Here is an 18052-nt window from a genome sequence, read left to right on the forward strand (position 1 = left end):
GGAAATTGTCGAGCGCCTTCGAGCCCCACTTCAGGAACTCGTAGCGCTCGCCGTTGCGGGCATATTCGAGATCGACGTTATCGCCGAACGCTTTGGGGGTGCCGAATTCGTCGACCATCACCGAGTGATCGATGACGAGGTGGACGGGGACCTGCGGGTTGATCTTCGCCGCGTCGCCGCCGAGCCTGGTGATCGCGTCGCGCATCGCGGCGAGATCGACCACGCAGGGCACGCCGGTGAAGTCCTGCATCAGCACGCGCGCCGGGCGGTACTGGATCTCGCGCTCGGGCGCGACGGGGTTCGCCTGCCAGTCGACGATCGCCTGGGCGTCGTCGGGGGTGACGGTGACGCCGTCCTCGAAGCGCAGCATGTTCTCGAGCAGCACCTTCATCGAGAAGGGCAGGCGGCTGACGTCGCCGAGCTTCGCCGCGGCCTTGGCCAGGCTGTAATAGCTGTAGCTCTTGCCGCCCACGGTGAGCGTGTCGCGCGTTCCGAGGCTGTCCTGGCCGATGGCTGTCATTGCGTGCGGGTCCCTTCTCCAGTTTCCTGGCCCAAGTCTGTTTGCCACCGGAGCGGCGTGGGGGGAGCGGCTGCAGAGAGCCGCACGGGCGCGCCGGTGTGAAGCGAATGCGAAGATTCGGGAGGGCCGATAGCAGGGGGCGGGGGCGGGGGGAAGGGGAGGGGCACGCCAGACAACCACTCGTTTTCGCTCATCCGCTTGACGGCCGAGAGCAGCGCTCCTAGGCGGCAGAAATGTAATGATGTAACATATCTGATTCGGGGGAAACATGCGCTGTTCGTCTTATCCGTTGCTTGCCGTCGCGCTGGTCTGCATGCCGGCGGTACCCGTCGCGGCGCAGGAGGCGCGGCCGGAAGGTCCGGACGCCGGGGAAGCGCCCGAGGGCGAGATGCGCGATGCGGGCGAGGATATCGTCGTCACCGGTTCGCTCATCCGGCGCCTGCCGCGCGAATATATCGCGAGTCCGATCCAGACTTACGGGCTCGAGGATGTGGAGAAGGCCGGCTCCGGGTCGCTGTCGGAATATATGCTGACGATCCCGCAGAACTTTACCGGCGACCTGAGCGACTTCGGGACATCGGCATCGAGCATCGGCTCGACGCTGGGCGCCGGCACGACGTTCAACCAGTATGACGGATTTGCCGCCTTCGCGCTGCGCGGTCTCGCGTCCGACGCGACGCTGACGTTGATCAACGGGCGGCGCATGGCGAGCATCGGCATGATCGAGGCGCCGACGGTTTCGGTGATCCCGTCGGCCTTGATCGAGCGGATCGACATCATCGCCGACGGCGCTTCAGCGACCTATGGCGCGGATGCGGTCGCCGGCGTCGTCAATATCGTGACGCGCAAGATCATCGACGGCGCCGAGCTGAGGGTGCGCGGGTCGACCGCGACGCAGACCGGTTCGAACAATGTCGAGTTGAGCGCGCTGGTCGGGCATAGCTGGGGCAGCGGCAGCGTCTATGGCGCCGCGATGTACCAGAAGCGTTCGGCCTATATCGAGGACCCGATCCTGGTCTCGAACACGCTGCTGCAGATCACCCAGCTTCCCAATGAGGAAGTGAGCGGGCTCTATGGCGGAATCGAGCAGGAATTCGGCGATCTCAAATTGTCGGTCGATGCCGCGCACTTCCACCGCCGGCGCGATGCCGGCATCAACTATATCGACGAGCCCGAGGACAATCGCTTCTATGACAATGAAGCGGCCGGCTATTCGGTCTACGGCAATGTGCATTGGCAGGCGAGCGAAGCCACGTCGTTCGACCTCAACCTGGACTGGGGGAGCAACCGCACGATCAGCGCACTGTTCCGGGGCGAGCGGCCCTTCGGCGCGCCCAGCACCGCCTATACGCACCGCAACACGCTGTTCGCCGCCGAGCTGACCGGCCAGACTGAGCTGGCGAGGTTGCCCGCGGGACCGGTCCTGCTCGCCGGGGGCGCGCAATACCGGCGCGAAACCTTCCGCACGACCGCCAAGATCTTCTTCAACCGCGACGGCGGCGAGCGCGAGGTTAAGTCGCTGTTCGGCGAGGTGAACCTGCCGATCGTCGGCGCGGACATGGGCGTCCCGCTGGTGCGTTCGCTCACGCTGTCGGCGGCCGCGCGGTACGAGGATCTCGGCTTCGACGATGCGCTGGCGCCCAAGGTCGGACTGCGCTGGCAAGTCGATCGGTCGATCGCGCTGCGCGGGACCTATGCGCGGTCGTTCCTGGTGCCGCGGTTCCGCGACACGATCGGCATCGCCGAGCAGGTGTCGTTCTGGAACTATCCCTATGCCTTTCTCGATCCCGCCGACCAGAATCCGGCATTGCCGGCCGGCAACGCGCTGGTCATGTTCCGCGCCGGCGCCAATCCCGACCTCAAGACCCAGAATGCCGACACCTTCACGCTCGGCGTCGACCTGACGCCGGCCTTCGTCCCGAACCTCTCGATCAAGGCGGGCTATTACCGCATCAAGATTTCGGGCCGCGTGGTGACCCCTTCGCAAAACGACAGCGTGAGTGTGCCGGACCTGCAGGGCTTCAACACGGCCAATCCGAGCCAGGCGCTGGTGAACAGTATCGTCAACAACCCGACGACGTTCCGCTGGTTCGTGACCGGCGTGCCGTTCGTCAACGGCGGCGGGACGGTGGTGTACAACAGTGCGAGCCAGATTCCGGCGGTATTGCTGTCGCAGGTGCAACTCGTCGCGGACATCCGCCCGCAGAATTTCGCGGTGGAATCGACCGACGGAATCGATTTCGATCTCGCCTATCGCACCCGCCTGTTCGGCGGCGAGGCACGCTTCAAGCTGACCGGGCAATATATTCTGGGCCTGAGCCTGACGGCAGGATCGGGCGCCGCTGCCTCGCGCCTCGACGGCTATGCTCAGCCGGCCGACCTGCGATTCAATGGATCGGTCGTCTGGGGACGGGACGGCTATTCGGTCGGTTCGGTTGTGAACTATGTCGACGGTTTCACCGACAACCGGCCCGGCGAGCCACCGCGCGAGGTGGGTTCGTTCACCACCGCGTCGGTGTTCTTCGGTTTCGATCTCGGGCGTCTCGTCGCCGCGCCGGTGGCGAAGGACAGCGAAGTGCAACTGGTCGTGGCGAATGTCTTCAACCAGCGGCCGAATTTTCTGCCGGACGCGGTGCTGGGGTATGATCCTTACAACAACCCGCCCAATCCGCGCACCGTCAGCCTGGTGTTCAGGAAGCGGTTTGGAGGTGGATAGGCGAGCCCATCGTGAAGTTTGTTCCCAAAATGTTCTTTCCTACACGTCGCGTTCCGTATAACTGGACTCCCCTCGATGCGATTCAGCGGGGCGAGGGGCGATGCGGAAACCTTTTTCACGATGGACGGCGGATACCGAGCGCGCGTTCCTGATGGCGCTGCGGACGACCGGGCAGGCGCGCAAGGCGGCGGGGGCGATCGGGCGATCGCTGTCCTCGGCCTATAAACGGCGCCGGCGCGACGGCGCGTTCCGCGCGCGGTGGGACGCGGCGGTGGCGGAGCAGCAGACGGCGTGGATCGAGGCGCAGGGCGCCGCGATCGAGCCGGGCGACCCGCATGAGCGCTTCGACGGGTGGAGCCGGCTGCGGCGGCGGGCTTTCCTGCGCGCGCTGTCCGAGACCGGGCAGGTCAAGGACGCGTGCGAGCGGGTCGGGATCTCCACCACCTCGGTCGATCGGTTGCGCAAGCGCTCGCCGGGCTTCGCGCGCGACATGGCGGCGGCACTGGACCGCTCGCTGCCGATGCTCGAGCAGATCGCCTGGGAACGCGCGGTCGAGGGCTGGGAGGAGCCGGTGGTGGCGCGCGACGGCACGGTGACGATGCGGCGGCGCTACTCCGAATCGCTGCTGCGCATGCTGCTGCGCGAGGCGCATGGGGCGCGGCGCATCGAGCTGGCGGCCGAGGCCAAGGCACGGCCGCGCGGGCCGCGCTATGCGACCGAGGAAGAGACCGATGCGCACCTCATGAAGCTGCTCGACGGGGTGGAACGAAGGCGGCAGGGCGAGGCGCGGCTGAAGGCGCTGGCCGAGGCCGAGGCGTGGGAGCGGATGCAGGCCGGGGCAGGCGGCGACGGGGACGGGTTCGTGCGGCTCTAGAGGTGGGGCCAGGTTCGGGATCGAGGTGTCCTCCATCCTCCCCCGCCGGGGGGAAAGTGGCGCGCGCAGCGCGACGGAGTGGGAGAGGAAGCGAGCCGCCGCTCCCGAGCCACCCGCCTGGCCCTGACCGCCGCCTGCTCTCCAAGGCGGATTCGCCTCCCGATGGACCCCCGAACAAGTCCGGGGTGACGGCAGGAAAAACGACCTGCCACTCACCGCTTCATCCTGCGGCACACCGACGCGGCCGTGTCGCAGCCCACATCGTGGGACAAATCACCACATTGCCAGAAACACATACTAATCATATAATAGCGGCCGGCCAGCCCAAAGGGCGGCCCGTAACCGAGAGAGGGAGGATGTGATGGCTCGCGTATCCAGCCGGCGGTGGCCGGTCGAGACTGTTTCGGCACTGGCATTGGTAACGCTAACCGGTGCGGCCGGGCCCGCCTTCGCCCAGACCGCCGAGCCGCCCGCGCAGGAGGCGCCCGCGGACGAGGCCGGGCAGGGCGAGGTGGTCGTCACCGGCTTCCGCGCCTCGCTGAGCAGCGCGCTCAACCAGAAGCGCAGCGAGACCGCGGCGATCGACAGCATCCTGGCCGAGGACATCGGCAAGTTTCCGGATTCGAACCTCGCCGAATCGATGCAGCGCATCCCCGGCGTCGCGCTCGCCCGCGGCGACGGCGGCGAAGGTCGCAACATCTCGGTCCGCGGGCTCGGCGCGCAGTTCACGCGCGTGCGCATCAACGGCATGGAAGGCGCGGCGCAGACCGGGTCGTCGGACATCTACGGCGCGGGCAACAATGGCCGCAGCTTCGACTTCAACGTGTTCCCGACCGAGATCTTCTCGGCGCTGACCGTGCGCAAGACGCCCTCGGCCGATGTCGAGGAAGGCTCGCTCGGCGCGACGGTCGATTTGAACGCGCCCAAGCCGTTCGACAGCAAAGAGGAATTCGTCGTCTCGCTGACCGCGCGCGGGATCTGGAACGAAGTCGCGAAGAAGGTCGATCCGCGCGTTTCGGCGCTGGTCTCGAAGCAGTTCGGCGACAGCGGCTTCGGCGTGCTGGCGTCGGGCGCCTACCAGAAGCGCCAGATCCGCGAGGTCGGCTATTCGGCGGTCGACCTGCTGCCCGCCAACGTCAATGGCGGCTTCTGCTCGCCGATCGGCTATGCGCCGCAGAACCCGGGCAACGACGGGGCGCGCGGCACCGACACGGTGATCCGCGGCGTGACGCCGACGATGTGCAGCACGGGCAACCCGCGCACCAGCACCGTCGCCGCCTACCAGACGATCCAGGACCTGCGCCGCCGCGACGCGCAGGGCAACCTGCTCGGCCCGGGCACCGGCGCCTTCTTCCCGCGCATCCCGCGCTACGTGAATTCGGAGCAGGAGCAGGAGCGCATCGCCGGCACGCTCACCCTTCAGTACAAACCCGACGACGCCACGGACATCTCGCTCGACCTGCTCTATTCGCGCTTCGACGTGACGCGGCGCGACAACTACATCGCGGGCCTGTCCTTCGCGCGCTCGATCTCGAACAACGGCCAGCCGATGGTGTCGGTGCGCGATGTCGAGTTCGACGAGAACGGGTCGCTGGTCTACGGGCTGTTCGACGGGGTCGACGTGCGCTCCGAGGGGCTGGTCGACGAATTCGTGTCGACCTTCAAGCAGGCCAGCCTCAACTTCCGCCGCCAGCTCGACGATTCGCTCGAGATCAGCGCGGCGGCCGGGCTCAACCAGGCGGTGTGGGACGGCAAGAAGCGCCTGCAGACCTTCATGGACGTGATCGACGCCGACGGCTTCTCGATCGACTTCCGCGACGGCGGCACGGTGCCGACGATCGGCTTCGGCTTCGACGTCGCCAACCCCGCGGCGTTCACCTATGCCCCGGGCCTCGCCGACGGGACGGTGCTCGGCGGGTTCAGCTTCCAGGGCAAGCCGTCCAAGAACACCACCGACAATTTCAACGCCGAGGTCAACCTCGCCTGGACGCTGAGCGACGCGTTCAAGCTCAAGTTCGGCGGCCAGTATCGCGAGAGCAAGTTCCGCTCGACCTTCCTGCGCCCGTTCAATGCCGACCTCGTGGTGACGCCGCTGCCGGCGGGCACCAGCCTCGCCAGCATCACGCGGCAGGTCAGCGGGCTCGACGAGCTGTGGGGCCATGGCGCGCCGGCGAGCTGGGCTGCGATCGATCCCGACAAATGGGCGTCGACCTTCAACTTCGACGCGGTGCGCTATTGCGGGATCGAGTGCGGCGGCGGCGACACGCGCGTCAACGAGTCGGTCAAGAGCCTCTATGCGATGGCGACCTTCGACCTGGGCGAGCGCATCGGCTTCGGCCTGCGCGGCGATATCGGCGTGCGCTACGTGCGCACCGACATGCGTTCCTCGGGCTATATCACCGTGCCGCCGCCGGCCGGCACGACCTCGCCGACCAACCTGGTCGGGCAATATGCGACCGCGTTCAACGGCTATGAGGACTGGCTGCCCTCGGCCAACCTCGTGATCGAACCGATCGACAATGTCGTGCTGCGCCTGTCCGCGGCGAAGGTGATGGCGCGGCCCGAGCTCGGGCTGCTCGCGCCGACCAGCGGGGTCAACCCGATCACCCGCGTCGGCAACGTCAACAATCCGTTCCTCGACCCGATCCGGGCGAACACCTTCGACGTCGCGCTGGAATGGTATTTCCGGCCGGGGTCGCTGTTGTCGGCGGCGTTCTTCTACAAGGACATCCAGAGCTTCATCCAGAACATCACCAGCCAGCAGCCGTTCAACGAGCTCGGCCTGCCCGACGCCTTGCTGTTCGGGTCGAACACCTTGCCGACCGAGCTGTTCAACGTCACCCGGCCGTTCAACACGCCGGGCGGGCCGCTGAAGGGCGTCGAGGTCAATCTGCAGCTGCCCTTCACCTTCCTCGACGGGTTCCTGGGCAATTTCGGATTGCTGGCGAACTACACCCATGTCGAATCGACGATCGACTATTGCCTCGCCAGCACCGGCGGCAACTGCACCGCGACCACGACCGACGACCTGGTCGGACTGTCGCCCAACACCGCCTCGGGCACGCTCTATTACGAGGACGACAAGTTCAGCATCCGCGGCACGGTCAACTGGCGCGACCGCTTCATCCGCGGCATCCCGGCGTCGCAGGGCAGCGACATCCAGGGCAATGCGCCGACGCTCTATGTCGATGCCTCGGCCTCGTACAACGTCACCGACCGGCTCAAGCTGATCGTCGAGGCGCAGAACCTGACCGACGAGCGGAACCGGCTCTACATCGACAGCACGCGCGAGGACACGCTGTTCGAGACGCGCATCGGACGCACGATCAGCGTCGGCGTCAACTATCGTTTCTGAGCTCTCCCCCCTGCGAGGCCGCCGCTTGCCCGGCGGCCTCGATTTTCCCGCGGCAGGGAGAATCAGCCGGCGGCGGCGCAGGCGCGGGTCCGTTCGGCACCGGCATCGCGAAGGAAGGCGACGACTCGCTCGGGCCGGGTGACCGGCAGCATGTGCCCGGCGCCCTCGACGATCGTGCAGCGCGCGCCGGGGATCGCGGCGGCGGTGCGCGTGCCGTGGAGCTGCGCGTCGAGGATCGCGTCCTGCGCGCCGAACAGGATGCGGACGGGCAAGTCGATCTCGCCATAGCGCGCGGCCAGCGGGGCCAGCGCGTCGTTGACCGCGACCATTTCCGACGAAGCGGCGTAGAAGGCGCGCGGTCGGGCGAGCATCGCGCCGCCATATTCGGTCTCGAAGTCGGGGGTGACCGGCTCGGGCGCGAACAGCACTTCGCGCGATTGCGCCGAGCGCAAGCGGATCATCGGGATGGCGAGGGTATGCGCGAGTGCGGCGCGGACCAGCGGCGAGGCGATCATCAGCCCGCGAAAGGCGGCGGGCACCTCTTCCTGCACCTGAGTCAGCGGCGCGACCAGCGCGAGGCCGGCGATGCGGTCGGCATGGTCGAGCGCCAGCGCCATGGCGACCGCGCCGCCGAGCGAATGGCCGACGACAAGCGGCTGATCGAGGCCGAGCTGGTCGATCAGCTCGGCGATCAGCGCCGCCTGGCCGGTCAGCGTGTCGGCGCCGCGCCCGGGGCTATGGCCGCTGCCGGGGCGGTCGATCAGGATGAGGCGATGATGCGGACTGAGCAGTGCGGCGACCGCGGCGAAGTTGCGCATCTGCCCGGCGAGGCCGTGGATCATTACGATCGGGCTGCCCTGGCCGATGTCGCGATAATGGAGCCGGCGCCCGCCGATCTCGCGGAAGAGGCCGTCAGGCGGGACGGCCTGCTCGACCCGCCGGGCGATCCGTCCGGACCAGGCGGCGAGTGCGGCGATGCCGCCGGCGATTCCCGCGCTACCGGCGGCGAGGGGGAGAAGGGCGCTCATGACGATATGCCTCCGACAATGCCGACAGGGCGTCAATCATAATAATGAACATCAATGTTCATATAGGTATATATACGGGCGGCCCACGGTTGCTTGACAGACATATAGCCCGCTGGTTATCGGACATCCATAGCCGGAGAGTTATACGTCCGTGATGTCACCCACCGCCGATCTGCTGTTCCGCACGCTTGCCGACCCGACGCGGCGCGCGCTGTTCGAGCGGCTGTGCCGCGACGGCGAGCAGACGGTGGGGGTGCTGACCGCGGGTGCGGGCGTGTCGCAGCCGGCGGTCTCGAAGCATCTCGGCGTGCTCAAGCGCGCGGGGCTGGTGCGCGACCGCCAGGCGGGGCGGCAGACGCATTACCGCGCCGAGCTGCGCGCGCTCGACCCGCTCGACGCATGGGCGCGCGAGATGAAGGGCTTCTGGGAAGCCCGGATCGACGGGCTGGAGGATCTGCTGAACAGGATGGATCAATGAGCGAGGTCGAGACGCGGACGGTGACGGTCGAGCGCGAGATCGCGCATCCGGCCGAGCGGATCTGGCGCGCGCTGACCCAGCCGCACCTGATCGCGGAATGGCTGATGGCGAACGACTTCGCGCCGCGGGTCGGGCACCGTTTCGGGTTCAAGGCGGAGTGGGGCGAGCTCGATTGCGAGGTGCTCGAGGTCGAGCCCGAGCGGACCTTGGCCTATCGCTGGGCCGGGCTGGGGCTGGACAGCGTGGTGACGTGGACGCTGACGCCGAGCGCGACGGGGACGCGGCTGACCATGGTGCAGACCGGATTCCTGCCCGAGCAGAAGCTGGCCTATCATGGCGCGCGCGCGGGGTGGCCGAAGTTCCTCGACCGGCTCGAGAATGTGCTGGCGGGGCTGGGCTGAAACATAATGAAGGAGGGTGCAATGGGCGTGAACAGGGCGATCCGGCAGGTGCATCGCTGGACCTCGATCATCTTCGCGGCAATCGTGGTCGCGATCTTCGCGATGCTGGGGATGGGGCAGCAGCCGGTCGAGTGGGTCTATTACCTGCCGCTGCCGCCGCTCGCGGTGCTGCTGGTGACCGGGCTGTACATGTTCGCGCTGCCCTATCTCGGCAAGCGGCGGGACGCGGTCGCGGCGGAGTGAGCGCGATGGCCGCGAAGGAACCCAGGCTGCTGTCGGGGGGCAACCCGCAGATCCCCAAGGGCGACGGCGATGCGCCGGTGCAAGCCTATATCGCGGCGATGCCGGGGTGGAAGCGTGCGGCGGGGGAGCGGCTCGACCAGCTGATCGAGAAGGCGGTGCCGGGCGTGCGCAAGGCGGTGAAGTGGAACTCGCCGCTCTATGGGGCGGACGAGACGACCTTCTTCCTCGGGCTGCATTGCTTCGAGAGGTACATCAAGGTCTCGTTCTTCAACGGTGGGGGGCTTGAGCCCAAGCCGCCGGTGGAATCGAAGCACGACGAGGTGCGCTATTTCCACATCCACGAGGATGACGAGTGGGACGAGGCGCAGCTGAGCGACTGGATCAGGCAGGCGGCGGCGCTGCCGGGGTGGAAGCCTTAGCTCTAATCCTCCCCCGCCAGGGGGAGGTGTCGGCGCAGCTGACGGAGGGGGCGGAAGCGACGTGCAGGAAGCTTGAGGACGTCGCCGTCCTCCCCCTCCGTCGCTGCGCGACACCTCCCCCTGGCGGGGGAGGATTGGATAGAGGAGATTGGAATGGCTGAGGAACCGACGGCTTCGCAGGAGATCGACGCCAAGATCGAAGCGCTGGGCGGGTGGCGCGGGCCGATGCTCGGCAAGCTGCGCGCGCTGGTGCTCGCCGCCGATCCGGAGATCGCCGAGGACGTGAAGTGGCGCAAGCCGAGCAATCCCTCGGGCGTGCCGACCTGGTCGAAGGACGGCATCCTGATCACCGGCGAGACCTACAAGGACAAGGTCAAGCTGACCTTCGCCAAGGGCGCGCAGCTCGACGATCCCAAGGGACTGTTCAACGCCAGCCTCGACGGCGGCACGCGGCGCGCGATCGACTTTTTCGAGGACGATCCGGTCGACGCCGAGGGGTTGAAGGCGCTGGTGCGCGCAGCGGTGAAGGCCAACGCCAAGGGGTGACAAACCCCGCCGTTGCAGTCACGGGATGACCCGACGGTTGCGACGGAGACAAGGCGAATGGCGTTCACCGCGAAGATCCTGCTGCTCGGCTCGGGCGAGCTGGGGCGCGAGTTCACGATCTCGGCCAAGCGGCTGGGGGCACAGGTGGTCGCCTGCGACGCCTATGCCGGCGCGCCCGCGATGCAGGTCTCGGACGCGTGCGAGGTGTTCTCGATGCTCGACGGCGATGCGCTGCGCGCGGCGATCGCCAAGCACGCGCCCGATTATGTCGTGCCCGAGGTCGAGGCGATCCGCACCGAGGTGCTGGCGCAGGTCGAGGCCGAGGGGGTGACGGTGGTGCCCTCGGCGCGGGCGGCGCGGATGACGATGAACCGCGACGGCATCCGCGAGGTGGCGGCGGCCGAGCTCGGACTGCGCACCTCGCGCTACCGCTATGCCGAGAGTCTCGAAGAAGTGCTGGCGGGGGCCGGGCACACCGGGCTGCCGTGCGTGATCAAGCCGGTGATGTCCTCGTCGGGCAAGGGGCAGAGCACGGTGCGCGATGCCGGGGCGCTGGAGGCGGTGTGGGACTATGCCGTCGCGAACATGCGCGGCGACCGGCGGCGCGTGATCGTCGAGGAGTTCGTCGACTTCGACTATGAGATCACGCTGCTGACGGTGCGCTCGCGCGCGGGGGTGAGCTTCTGCCCGCCGATCGGGCACCGGCAGGAGCGCGGCGATTATCGGGAGAGCTGGCAGCCGGCGGCGATGTCTCCGCAGGCGATCGCCGATGCGCAGGACATGGCGCGCAAGGTGGTCGACGATCTCGGCGGGTACGGCATCTTCGGGGTCGAGTTCTTCGTCAGGGGCGAGGAGGTGATCTTCTCCGAGCTGTCGCCGCGGCCGCACGATACCGGGATGGTAACGCTGATCTCGCAGAATTTGAGCGAGTTCGACCTGCATGCGCGGGCGGTGCTGGGACTGCCGGTGCCCGAGGTGAAGCTGTACGGGCCGTCGGCGTCGGCGGTGATCCTGGCGGAGCGCGACGGCGAGGCGCCGGGGTACGAAGGACTGGCCGAGGCGCTGGCGGTGCCGGGCGGCGAAGTCGATGTGCGTATCTTCGGCAAGCCGACGACGCGGCCGTATCGGCGGATGGGCGTCGCGCTGGCGCTGGCGGGGGATACCGACGCGGCGCGCAGGATTGCGGCCGAGGCGGCTGGGAAGGTGCGGATTACGTACGGGTAGAAGGCCGAATTCCTCCCCCGGAGGGGGAGGGGAACCAGCGAAGCTGGTGGAGGGGTAATCTCCACACGCGAACCGGTCCGCTCGGGGCGACCTACCCCTCCACCCCCGCTTCGCGGCGGTCCCCCTCCCCCTCCGGGGGAGGAATGATGAGCATCAAGGCAGCGCGGTCGTGTCGAGCGGCAGGGCGAGCCGGATCGCCTCGGCGGAACGGTCGCGGACCTTTTGCGGGGCGGCGATGAGGCCGTGCTTGGTCAGCTCGCCGCCCGGCGCCCACATCCTGGTGTAGAGCGCCAGGAATTCCTTGAGCTCGGGCATCGCCTTGAGATGCCTGGCCTTGACGTAGAGATAGAGGCTGCGGACGCCGGGGTATTTGCCGCTGGCGATGTCGTCATAGGTCGGCGTCACGCCGTCGAGCGGCACCCCGTGCAGGCGCGAGCGGTTGGCGTCGAGATAGGAATAGCCGATCAGCCCGATCGCGTTGGGATTCTCCGAAAGCCCATGGACGATCAGCGTGTCGTCCTCGCCCTTCTCGGCATAGGCGCCGTCGGTGCGGATGCGGCGGCAGCCATTCTCGAACGGTGCGGGATCGCCCGACGCCTTGAGCGCCTTCGCCGTCGGCATCGCCTCGAGGCAGCCGGGCTCGAGGATCAGCTCGACGAAGGCGTCGCGCGTGCCGCTGGTCGAGGGTGGGCCGAGCACCAGGATCGGGATCGCCGGGAGCGACGCATTCACGTCCCTCCATGTCCTGGCGGTGTTGGGCTTGCCCAGCGGATTGGCGGCGAGCGCGAGGTAGAGGTCCTTGCGCGTCAGCTTGAGCTTGGGGCCGGCGTTGGATTCGGCGAATGCGATGCCGTCGAGCCCGATCGGCACCTCGATGATGTCGCCGACCTTGTTCGCCTTGCACTTGTCGAACTCGGCGCGGCGCATGCGGCGCGAGGCGTTGGCGATGTCGGCATAGGCCGGGCCCGCGCCCTCGCAGAAGCGCGTGATGCCGGCGCCGGTGCCGGTCGATTCGATCACCGGGGCGCGGCGGCCCCGCTTCGCCTCGACGAAGGCGGCGGCGACCTCCTTGGTGAAGGGATAGACCGTCGAGGAGCCGACGACGCGGACCTCTCGCGGTGAAATGGCGGAAATCGCGTCGCACGAGGCGAGGGTGAAGGTCGCGAGGGCAAGCAGGCCGATCCGGGCAAGCATTTGAGGTCCTCCCCATCCGATACGCTGGGGGGGGCAGAACATATGCGTCCGCCGGTTTCCTTTTCCGCCCGGCGGGTTACCGCCGTGTGACAGAAGTCGTCAGCCGGCGGGCTCATGCCCAGGCGAGAACGGGCCCGCAAAGTCATGCTATTGCTAGTGACTTGCAACAATGCAGCGGCTATCGCGTGCTCCGAATCGCCGAAGAGGCCATGAGACATGCACAGGTTCGACGTGCTCCGGCGGCGGGGCGACTTGACGCTCCGGATCCTCGCCGCATTGCCGCTCGGCTATGCGGTCGCGACGCTGTGGGCGATGGCGCTGTCGCGCATCCTGCCGATGCCGCGGGTCGAGGCGACGACGACGGGGATGCTCGTCGCGTTCGCGATCTGCGCGGTGGCGGCGATGTGGTCGTTCGCGGCGAAGAGCGGCTGGCGCGCCTGCTGGGTGCTGGCGGTGGCGGGCGGCATCGCGGCGGCGATCACCTGGCTGTCTATGGCCGGGCGCGCGGCATGAGTGAGCTCGGCGAGAAGAGCTTCCGCCAGTCGCAGGCGTTCCTCCACACCTGGTCGGGGCTGCTGCTCGGCTGGCTGCTGTTCGCGATGTTCACCGCCGGCACGATCGCCTTCTACCGCGAGGGCATGAACCGCTGGATGCGGCCCGAGCTGGCCAAGGTCGACCAGCCCGAGAAGGTGCTGGCGGGTGCCCAGCGCTTCCTGCAGCGCGAGGCGCCCGACGCGCAGAGCTGGTTCATCACGCTGCCCGGCGGAACCACGCATGGCGCGGTGGCGATGTGGGTGCCGCGGCCCGCCGAAGGCGAGAAGCCCGCCAGCCGCCGCGACAACCAGGTGACGATCGACGCCGAGGGCCGGGCGGCGGACGTGCGCGACACGCGCGGCGGGGAGTTCTTCTACCGCTTCCATTTCGACCTCTATTACATGCCCTGGTATGTCGCGCGCTGGCTGACCGGGCTTGCCGGGCTGTTCATGCTGGTCGCGATCCTGTCGGGCATCGTCACGCACAAGAAGATCTTTCGCGACTTCTTCACGCTGCGCCGGGGCAAGGGACAGCGCTCGTGGCTCGACGGGCACAATGCGACCGCGGTGCTGGCGCTGCCGTTCCACCTGATGATCACCTATACCGGGCTGGTCACGCTGATGGTGACATTGCTGCCCTGGGCGACGGTCGCGGCCTATTCGAACGACGCCGACTATTTCGAGAGCATCTATCCGGGCGGCGTTCAGGCCGAGCGAACCGGGCGGCCGGCGCCGCTGGTCGATCTCAACCTGGTCCTGCGCGATGCCGAGCAGCGGCTGGGGGGCAAGGCGGCCTATCTCGAGGTCAACGAGCCGGGCGACGCCGGCGCGCGAGTGCGCGTGCTGCGCTCCGGCGCGACGATGCTGTCGGCCTATACGCCGCGCGTCACTTATGACGGCGTCACCGGCAAGCCGATATGGGATTCGCCGGCCCATGGCGCCGCGGCGACCACGGCGGGGGCGATGATCGGCGTGCACGCCGGGCGCTATGCTTCGCCCTGGCTGCGCTTCCTCTATTTCCTGTGCGGCGTGGCGGGCGCGGTGATGGTCGCGAGCGGGCTGGTGATGTGGACGGTCAAGCGGCGCGAGAAGCTGCCCGATCCGGCGCGGCCGCATTTCGGCTTCCGGCTGGTCGAGCGGCTCAACGTCGCGGCGATCGGCGGCTTTCCGCTGGGCATCGCGGTGCTGCTATGGGCCAACCGGCTGCTGCCGGTCGGGATGGCGGACCGCGCGGCGTGGGAGATCCATTGCCTGTTCATGGCGTGGGGCGCTGCGCTGGTGCTGGCGGTGGTGCGGCGGCCGCAGCCCAACTGGGTGGCGCTGCTCGGGCTGACCGGGGCGCTGCTGGCGGCGCTGCCGGTGTACAATCTGTTCGCGACCGAGCGCGGCCTGGTCGCGTCGCTGGCGAGCGGGGACGGGATGCTGGCGGGGATCGACACCGCGCTGCTGGCGTTCGGCATCGCCTTCCTCGCGCTCGCACGGCGGGTGGCGCGGCACAAGCCGGCCGAGCGGCGGGTGCGGCGGCGCAGCGAAGCGATTCCCGCGGCGCAGATGGAGCCGGCCGAGTGACCGCGATCGCGCTGATCCTGACCACGCTCGCCTTCGCGCTGTTCGGCCTCGCCACCGACGCGCATCACCACAAGCGGCTGGGCAAGCGTCCCGACGCGGTGACGGCGCTCACGATGCGCGGCGGCGCCTGGGCGGCGCTGGCGGCGGCGTTTCCGTTCGCGATCGCCGCGCAGGGATGGGTATTCGGGCCGATTCTTTGGGTAGCCCTGTTGATGCTGGGCGCGGGACTGGTGTTCCTTGCGCTCAACCTGATCCCGGGTCCTGCGGGGCGGAAATAGAAGGTTCGGAGGAGAGATCATGAAGAAGCTGCTGATCGCCGGCCTGGCGCTGGGCCTCATGGGGACCGCGCAGGCGCACGAGGTGTGGATCGAGCGCGGGCCGAGCGGCACGGCGCGGATTTGGCTGGGCGAGCCCGAGCGGCCGATCCCGCCGGGCGGCGACCCGGCCTTTCCGTCGCTCAAGGCGCCCAAGCTGGTGCCGGGCTCGACCGCGGCGCAGACGCGCGGGCCTGGCTATATCGAGGTGGCGGTGCCGGCGGGCGACGTGCGCGCGTGGGACGACGACGTGTTCAAGCCGTGGGACGAGGACGGCAAGAAGGCGGGCGTGATCTACTACGCGCGTTCGGGGCGCGCCGAAGCCAAGGCGGTGATGCCGCTCGAGCTGGCGCCGGTCGCGGCCAATGGCGACCGCTTCGTGCTGACGCGCGACGGCAAGCCGGTGGGCAAGACCGAGGTGACCCTGGTGTCGCCGGGCCGCTGGATGCTGATGCTCGAGACCGACGACAAGGGCGAGGTGGCACTGCCGGCGCTGGCCGAGAAGGGGCGCTACATCCTCAAGGCGTCGGTCAGGGAGGAGGGCGACTTCATCCTGCCGGCGGGCAAGGTCGCGATCCTGCACCGGACCGCGACGACGAGCTTCGTGAATTAAGCCAGGCTGCCGACATGATCCTCCCCGCCAGGGGGAGGTGTCAGCCGAAGGCTGACGGAGGGGGAGGGCGCGATCACAGACGTTGTGGAGTCCGCCCCCTCCGTCACGCTGCGCGTGCCACCTCCCCCTGGCGGGGGAGGATTGACTTGCCCACTTCAGCGCAGCGCCCAAACGGCCGGTGTCTTGAGGCAGGCGTCGATGCGCTTGTCGTCCACCGGGGGCGGCGCTTCGCCGAGCGCGGGGATGTCCCACGCGCGGCCGATCGATTGCGGGGCGAAGCGGCCCGAGCTCTCGCCGGCGCAGGCCTGGAGCGCGCGGAGCAGGCGCGGCGGGGTCCAATAGCCTTCCCACGACAAGCGGAAGGTGCCCCAGTGCATCGGCAGCGCCGTCGGGCGGCCCATGCGGTTCCACACTTTGATCGCGTCGCCCGGGCCGATATGGCTGCCGGTGCCCATCTGGCCCTCGCCGAAGCGGAAGGCGCCGATCGGCAGGATGGCGAGGCGGATCGGGCCGTAGGATGCGGCTTCGTTCGCCCATTTATAGTCGCCCGCGCCGGTGTCGCCCGCGAAGAACAAATTGCCGCCGGGGAGGGTGACGACGAAGCTCGACCACAGCGCGCGGTTGCGATCGGTGAACCAGCGGCTGCCCCAGTGATGGTTGCGGTTGACGATCACGTCGACGCCGGGGCGCAGCGTGGCGCGCCGGCCCCAGTCGATCCCGCGCGCCGCGATCCCGGCCGAGCGCAGGATCGTGTCGTTGCCGAGGCTGGTGACGATCAGCGGCTTGTCGCGGTCCCACAGGCGCTTGAGCGTGGGGATGTCGAGATGGTCGTAATGGTTGTGGCTGACGACGACGAGGTCGATCTTGGGGAGCTTGTCGAACTCGATTCCAGGGGGCGCGGTGCGGCGCGGGCCGAGGCGGTTGAACGGACCGGCGACATCGCTCCAGATCGGGTCGGTGAGGATGTTGAGCCCGTCGGCCTGAACCAGCACCGTGGCGTGGCCGACCCAGGTCGCGCGCATCGCGCCACCGGCGACGCGTGCTGGCGGAATGTCCTTCGCGACGGTGACGGCGGCGGGCCAGGGCGGCCGGCCGTCGTCGCGCAGGTAGCGCAGGAGGAAGTTCGCGCGGCTGCCGCCGCCGGGCGGGCGCGCCGTGTCCTCGCCGTCGGGATTGAAGAAGCGCTCGCCGTCGTAATGGCCGCTCTCGGGGCCCTCATAATAGATGCGGTCGAGATAGCGCGGGACGATCACCGTCGCGAGGCACGCGGCGACCAGGGTCCAGAGCAGGAGGATGCCGGTCCAGCGCAGGACCCGTCGGAAGAGGCGCATCGGCCGCTATTTGTGCATCGCAGTGGCTTAACTCAATAGGTCACTTGCCGACAGAATCCCGCAACGGGTCATGCCCCTTCGAGCAGCTTCTCCTTCGCGATCCTCTCGCGCCAGACGAGCGGGGCGAGCTGGTGGACATTGTTGCCCTCGGCGTCGACCGCGACCGTCACCGGGAAGTCCGACACCTCGAACTCGTAGATCGCTTCCATGCCGAGGTCTTCGAAGCCGACCACCTTGCTGCCCTTGATCGCGCGCGCGACGAGATAGGCCGCGCCGCCGACGGCCATCAGGTAGGCCGACCTATGGTCCTTGATCGCCTCGGTCGCGGCGGGGCCGCGCTCGGCCTTGCCGACCATCGCGAGCAGGCCCTGTTCGAGCATCATGCGGGTGAACTTGTCCATGCGCGTGGCGGTGGTGGGGCCGGCGGGGCCGACCACCTCCTCGCCGACCGGATCGACCGGGCCGACATAATAGATGACGCGGCCCTTGAACTCGACGGGGAGTTGCTCGCCGCGCGCGAGCATGTCGGCGATGCGCTTGTGCGCGGCGTCGCGGCCGGTGAGCATCTTGCCGTTGAGGAGCAGGCGGTCGCCCTGCTTCCAGCTCCGCACCATCTCGGGCGTCAGCGCGTCGAGGTCGACGCGGATCGCGGCCTTGTCCGGCGTCCAGTCGACGTCGGGCCATTGGTCGAGCC

Annotated in this window: 18 protein-coding genes; 13 read left to right on the plus strand and 5 right to left on the minus strand. The window is 68.4% G+C overall.

The features are described 5' to 3' along the window. Positions 1-520, minus strand: a 520-nt coding sequence (locus ABDV68_RS11740) for an aconitase family protein (protein ID WP_343520150.1), incomplete at its 3' end; no start/stop codon positions are given. A gap of 268 nt (positions 521-788) precedes the next feature. Here ABDV68_RS11740 and ABDV68_RS11745 point away from each other — a divergent pair. The 3 genes from ABDV68_RS11745 (at position 789) to ABDV68_RS11755 (ending at position 7465) form a co-directional block, all read left to right on the plus strand. After that, the gene (locus ABDV68_RS11745; RefSeq protein WP_343520152.1) at positions 789-3236 is read left to right on the plus strand and encodes a TonB-dependent receptor; all 2448 of its coding nucleotides are present in this window, start codon (positions 789-791) and stop codon (positions 3234-3236) included. Between the two features lie 100 nt (positions 3237-3336). Next, on the plus strand, positions 3337-4110 hold the full coding sequence (locus ABDV68_RS11750; RefSeq protein ID WP_343520154.1) for a hypothetical protein: 774 nt from the start codon (positions 3337-3339) through the stop codon (positions 4108-4110). 361 nt (positions 4111-4471) lie between these two features. Next, on the plus strand, positions 4472-7465 hold the full coding sequence (locus ABDV68_RS11755) for a TonB-dependent receptor (RefSeq protein ID WP_343520156.1): 2994 nt from the start codon (positions 4472-4474) through the stop codon (positions 7463-7465). Positions 7466-7527: 62 nt separating this feature from the next. Here the strand turns inward: ABDV68_RS11755 and ABDV68_RS11760 are convergent, their stop codons facing one another. Next, positions 7528-8493 (minus strand): alpha/beta fold hydrolase, encoded by a 966-nt coding sequence (locus ABDV68_RS11760; RefSeq protein ID WP_343520157.1) that lies wholly within the window; start codon positions 8491-8493, stop codon positions 7528-7530. Positions 8494-8647: 154 nt separating this feature from the next. Here ABDV68_RS11760 and ABDV68_RS11765 point away from each other — a divergent pair, with 154 nt between their 5' ends. The 6 genes from ABDV68_RS11765 to purT all read left to right on the plus strand — a co-directional run bounded on the left by ABDV68_RS11765 (position 8648) and on the right by purT (position 11804). Then, the gene (locus tag ABDV68_RS11765; protein ID WP_343520158.1) at positions 8648-8971 is read left to right on the plus strand and encodes a metalloregulator ArsR/SmtB family transcription factor; all 324 of its coding nucleotides are present in this window, start codon (positions 8648-8650) and stop codon (positions 8969-8971) included. Next, positions 8968-9372, plus strand: a complete 405-nt coding sequence (locus ABDV68_RS11770; RefSeq protein WP_343520160.1) for an SRPBCC domain-containing protein — start codon at positions 8968-8970, stop codon at positions 9370-9372. Before ABDV68_RS11765 ends, ABDV68_RS11770 begins: the two co-directional genes overlap by 4 nt. A 21-nt stretch (positions 9373-9393) precedes the next feature. Next, the gene (locus tag ABDV68_RS11775; protein ID WP_343520161.1) at positions 9394-9615 is read left to right on the plus strand and encodes a hypothetical protein; all 222 of its coding nucleotides are present in this window, start codon (positions 9394-9396) and stop codon (positions 9613-9615) included. Positions 9616-9620: 5 nt separating this feature from the next. Then, complete coding sequence (locus ABDV68_RS11780) at positions 9621-10034, plus strand: DUF1801 domain-containing protein (protein WP_343520162.1); 414 nt, start codon at positions 9621-9623, stop codon at positions 10032-10034. A gap of 153 nt (positions 10035-10187) precedes the next feature. After that, a complete protein-coding gene (locus tag ABDV68_RS11785; RefSeq protein ID WP_343520164.1) occupies positions 10188-10580 on the plus strand; it encodes a DUF1801 domain-containing protein in 393 nt (130 codons plus the stop codon). 57 nt (positions 10581-10637) lie between these two features. Next, complete coding sequence (gene purT, locus ABDV68_RS11790; RefSeq protein ID WP_343520165.1) at positions 10638-11804, plus strand: formate-dependent phosphoribosylglycinamide formyltransferase; 1167 nt, start codon at positions 10638-10640, stop codon at positions 11802-11804. 153 nt (positions 11805-11957) lie between these two features. Here purT and ABDV68_RS11795 read toward each other — a convergent pair whose 3' ends face one another. Then, the gene (locus ABDV68_RS11795) at positions 11958-12998 is read right to left on the minus strand and encodes a substrate-binding domain-containing protein (protein WP_343520167.1); all 1041 of its coding nucleotides are present in this window, start codon (positions 12996-12998) and stop codon (positions 11958-11960) included. 216 nt (positions 12999-13214) lie between these two features. Between ABDV68_RS11795 and ABDV68_RS11800 the strand changes: the two genes are divergently transcribed. The 4 genes from ABDV68_RS11800 to ABDV68_RS11815 are packed head-to-tail and all read left to right on the plus strand — an operon-like array spanning position 13215 to position 16027. Continuing rightward, positions 13215-13511 (plus strand): hypothetical protein, encoded by a 297-nt coding sequence (locus ABDV68_RS11800; RefSeq protein ID WP_343520168.1) that lies wholly within the window; start codon positions 13215-13217, stop codon positions 13509-13511. Beyond that, the gene (locus ABDV68_RS11805; protein ID WP_343520169.1) at positions 13508-15100 is read left to right on the plus strand and encodes a PepSY-associated TM helix domain-containing protein; all 1593 of its coding nucleotides are present in this window, start codon (positions 13508-13510) and stop codon (positions 15098-15100) included. The genes ABDV68_RS11800 and ABDV68_RS11805 overlap by 4 nt, the downstream gene beginning before the upstream one ends. Beyond that, the gene (locus ABDV68_RS11810; protein ID WP_343520170.1) at positions 15097-15378 is read left to right on the plus strand and encodes a DUF3325 family protein; all 282 of its coding nucleotides are present in this window, start codon (positions 15097-15099) and stop codon (positions 15376-15378) included. The genes ABDV68_RS11805 and ABDV68_RS11810 overlap by 4 nt, the downstream gene beginning before the upstream one ends. A 19-nt stretch (positions 15379-15397) precedes the next feature. Continuing rightward, positions 15398-16027, plus strand: a complete 630-nt coding sequence (locus ABDV68_RS11815) for a DUF4198 domain-containing protein (protein ID WP_343520171.1) — start codon at positions 15398-15400, stop codon at positions 16025-16027. A 155-nt stretch (positions 16028-16182) separates the two neighbouring features. On the opposite strand, the gene ABDV68_RS11820 is transcribed toward ABDV68_RS11815, so the two are convergent. After that, positions 16183-17358: an MBL fold metallo-hydrolase gene (locus ABDV68_RS11820; RefSeq protein WP_343520172.1), complete on the minus strand. Its 1176-nt coding sequence runs from the start codon at positions 17356-17358 to the stop codon at positions 16183-16185. Between the two features lie 68 nt (positions 17359-17426). Beyond that, the coding region (locus tag ABDV68_RS11825; RefSeq protein ID WP_343520173.1) for a fumarate hydratase C-terminal domain-containing protein at positions 17427-18052 on the minus strand (626 nt) is incomplete at its 5' end.

Source organism: Sphingomonas sp., assembly GCF_039595165.1.
In the GTDB taxonomy this organism is placed as follows: Bacteria; Pseudomonadota; Alphaproteobacteria; order Sphingomonadales; family Sphingomonadaceae; genus Sphingomonas.

What these genes read in the sequence shown, in the direction of transcription:
- ABDV68_RS11820 (WP_343520172.1), bottom strand. Translation starts at nt 17,358, where the DNA reads ATGCGCCTCTTCCGACGGGTCCTGCGCTGGACCGGCATCCTCCTGCTC.
- purT (WP_343520165.1), top strand. Translation starts at nt 10,638, where the DNA reads ATGGCGTTCACCGCGAAGATCCTGCTGCTCGGCTCGGGCGAGCTGGGG.
- ABDV68_RS11775 (WP_343520161.1), top strand. Translation starts at nt 9,394, where the DNA reads ATGGGCGTGAACAGGGCGATCCGGCAGGTGCATCGCTGGACCTCGATC.
- ABDV68_RS11765 (WP_343520158.1), top strand. Translation starts at nt 8,648, where the DNA reads ATGTCACCCACCGCCGATCTGCTGTTCCGCACGCTTGCCGACCCGACG.
- ABDV68_RS11785 (WP_343520164.1), top strand. Translation starts at nt 10,188, where the DNA reads ATGGCTGAGGAACCGACGGCTTCGCAGGAGATCGACGCCAAGATCGAA.
- ABDV68_RS11750 (WP_343520154.1), top strand. Translation starts at nt 3,337, where the DNA reads ATGCGGAAACCTTTTTCACGATGGACGGCGGATACCGAGCGCGCGTTC.
- ABDV68_RS11815 (WP_343520171.1), top strand. Translation starts at nt 15,398, where the DNA reads ATGAAGAAGCTGCTGATCGCCGGCCTGGCGCTGGGCCTCATGGGGACC.
- ABDV68_RS11770 (WP_343520160.1), top strand. Translation starts at nt 8,968, where the DNA reads ATGAGCGAGGTCGAGACGCGGACGGTGACGGTCGAGCGCGAGATCGCG.
- ABDV68_RS11800 (WP_343520168.1), top strand. Translation starts at nt 13,215, where the DNA reads ATGCACAGGTTCGACGTGCTCCGGCGGCGGGGCGACTTGACGCTCCGG.
- ABDV68_RS11760 (WP_343520157.1), bottom strand. Translation starts at nt 8,493, where the DNA reads ATGAGCGCCCTTCTCCCCCTCGCCGCCGGTAGCGCGGGAATCGCCGGC.
- ABDV68_RS11805 (WP_343520169.1), top strand. Translation starts at nt 13,508, where the DNA reads ATGAGTGAGCTCGGCGAGAAGAGCTTCCGCCAGTCGCAGGCGTTCCTC.
- ABDV68_RS11780 (WP_343520162.1), top strand. Translation starts at nt 9,621, where the DNA reads ATGGCCGCGAAGGAACCCAGGCTGCTGTCGGGGGGCAACCCGCAGATC.
- ABDV68_RS11795 (WP_343520167.1), bottom strand. Translation starts at nt 12,998, where the DNA reads ATGCTTGCCCGGATCGGCCTGCTTGCCCTCGCGACCTTCACCCTCGCC.
- ABDV68_RS11745 (WP_343520152.1), top strand. Translation starts at nt 789, where the DNA reads ATGCGCTGTTCGTCTTATCCGTTGCTTGCCGTCGCGCTGGTCTGCATG.
- ABDV68_RS11755 (WP_343520156.1), top strand. Translation starts at nt 4,472, where the DNA reads ATGGCTCGCGTATCCAGCCGGCGGTGGCCGGTCGAGACTGTTTCGGCA.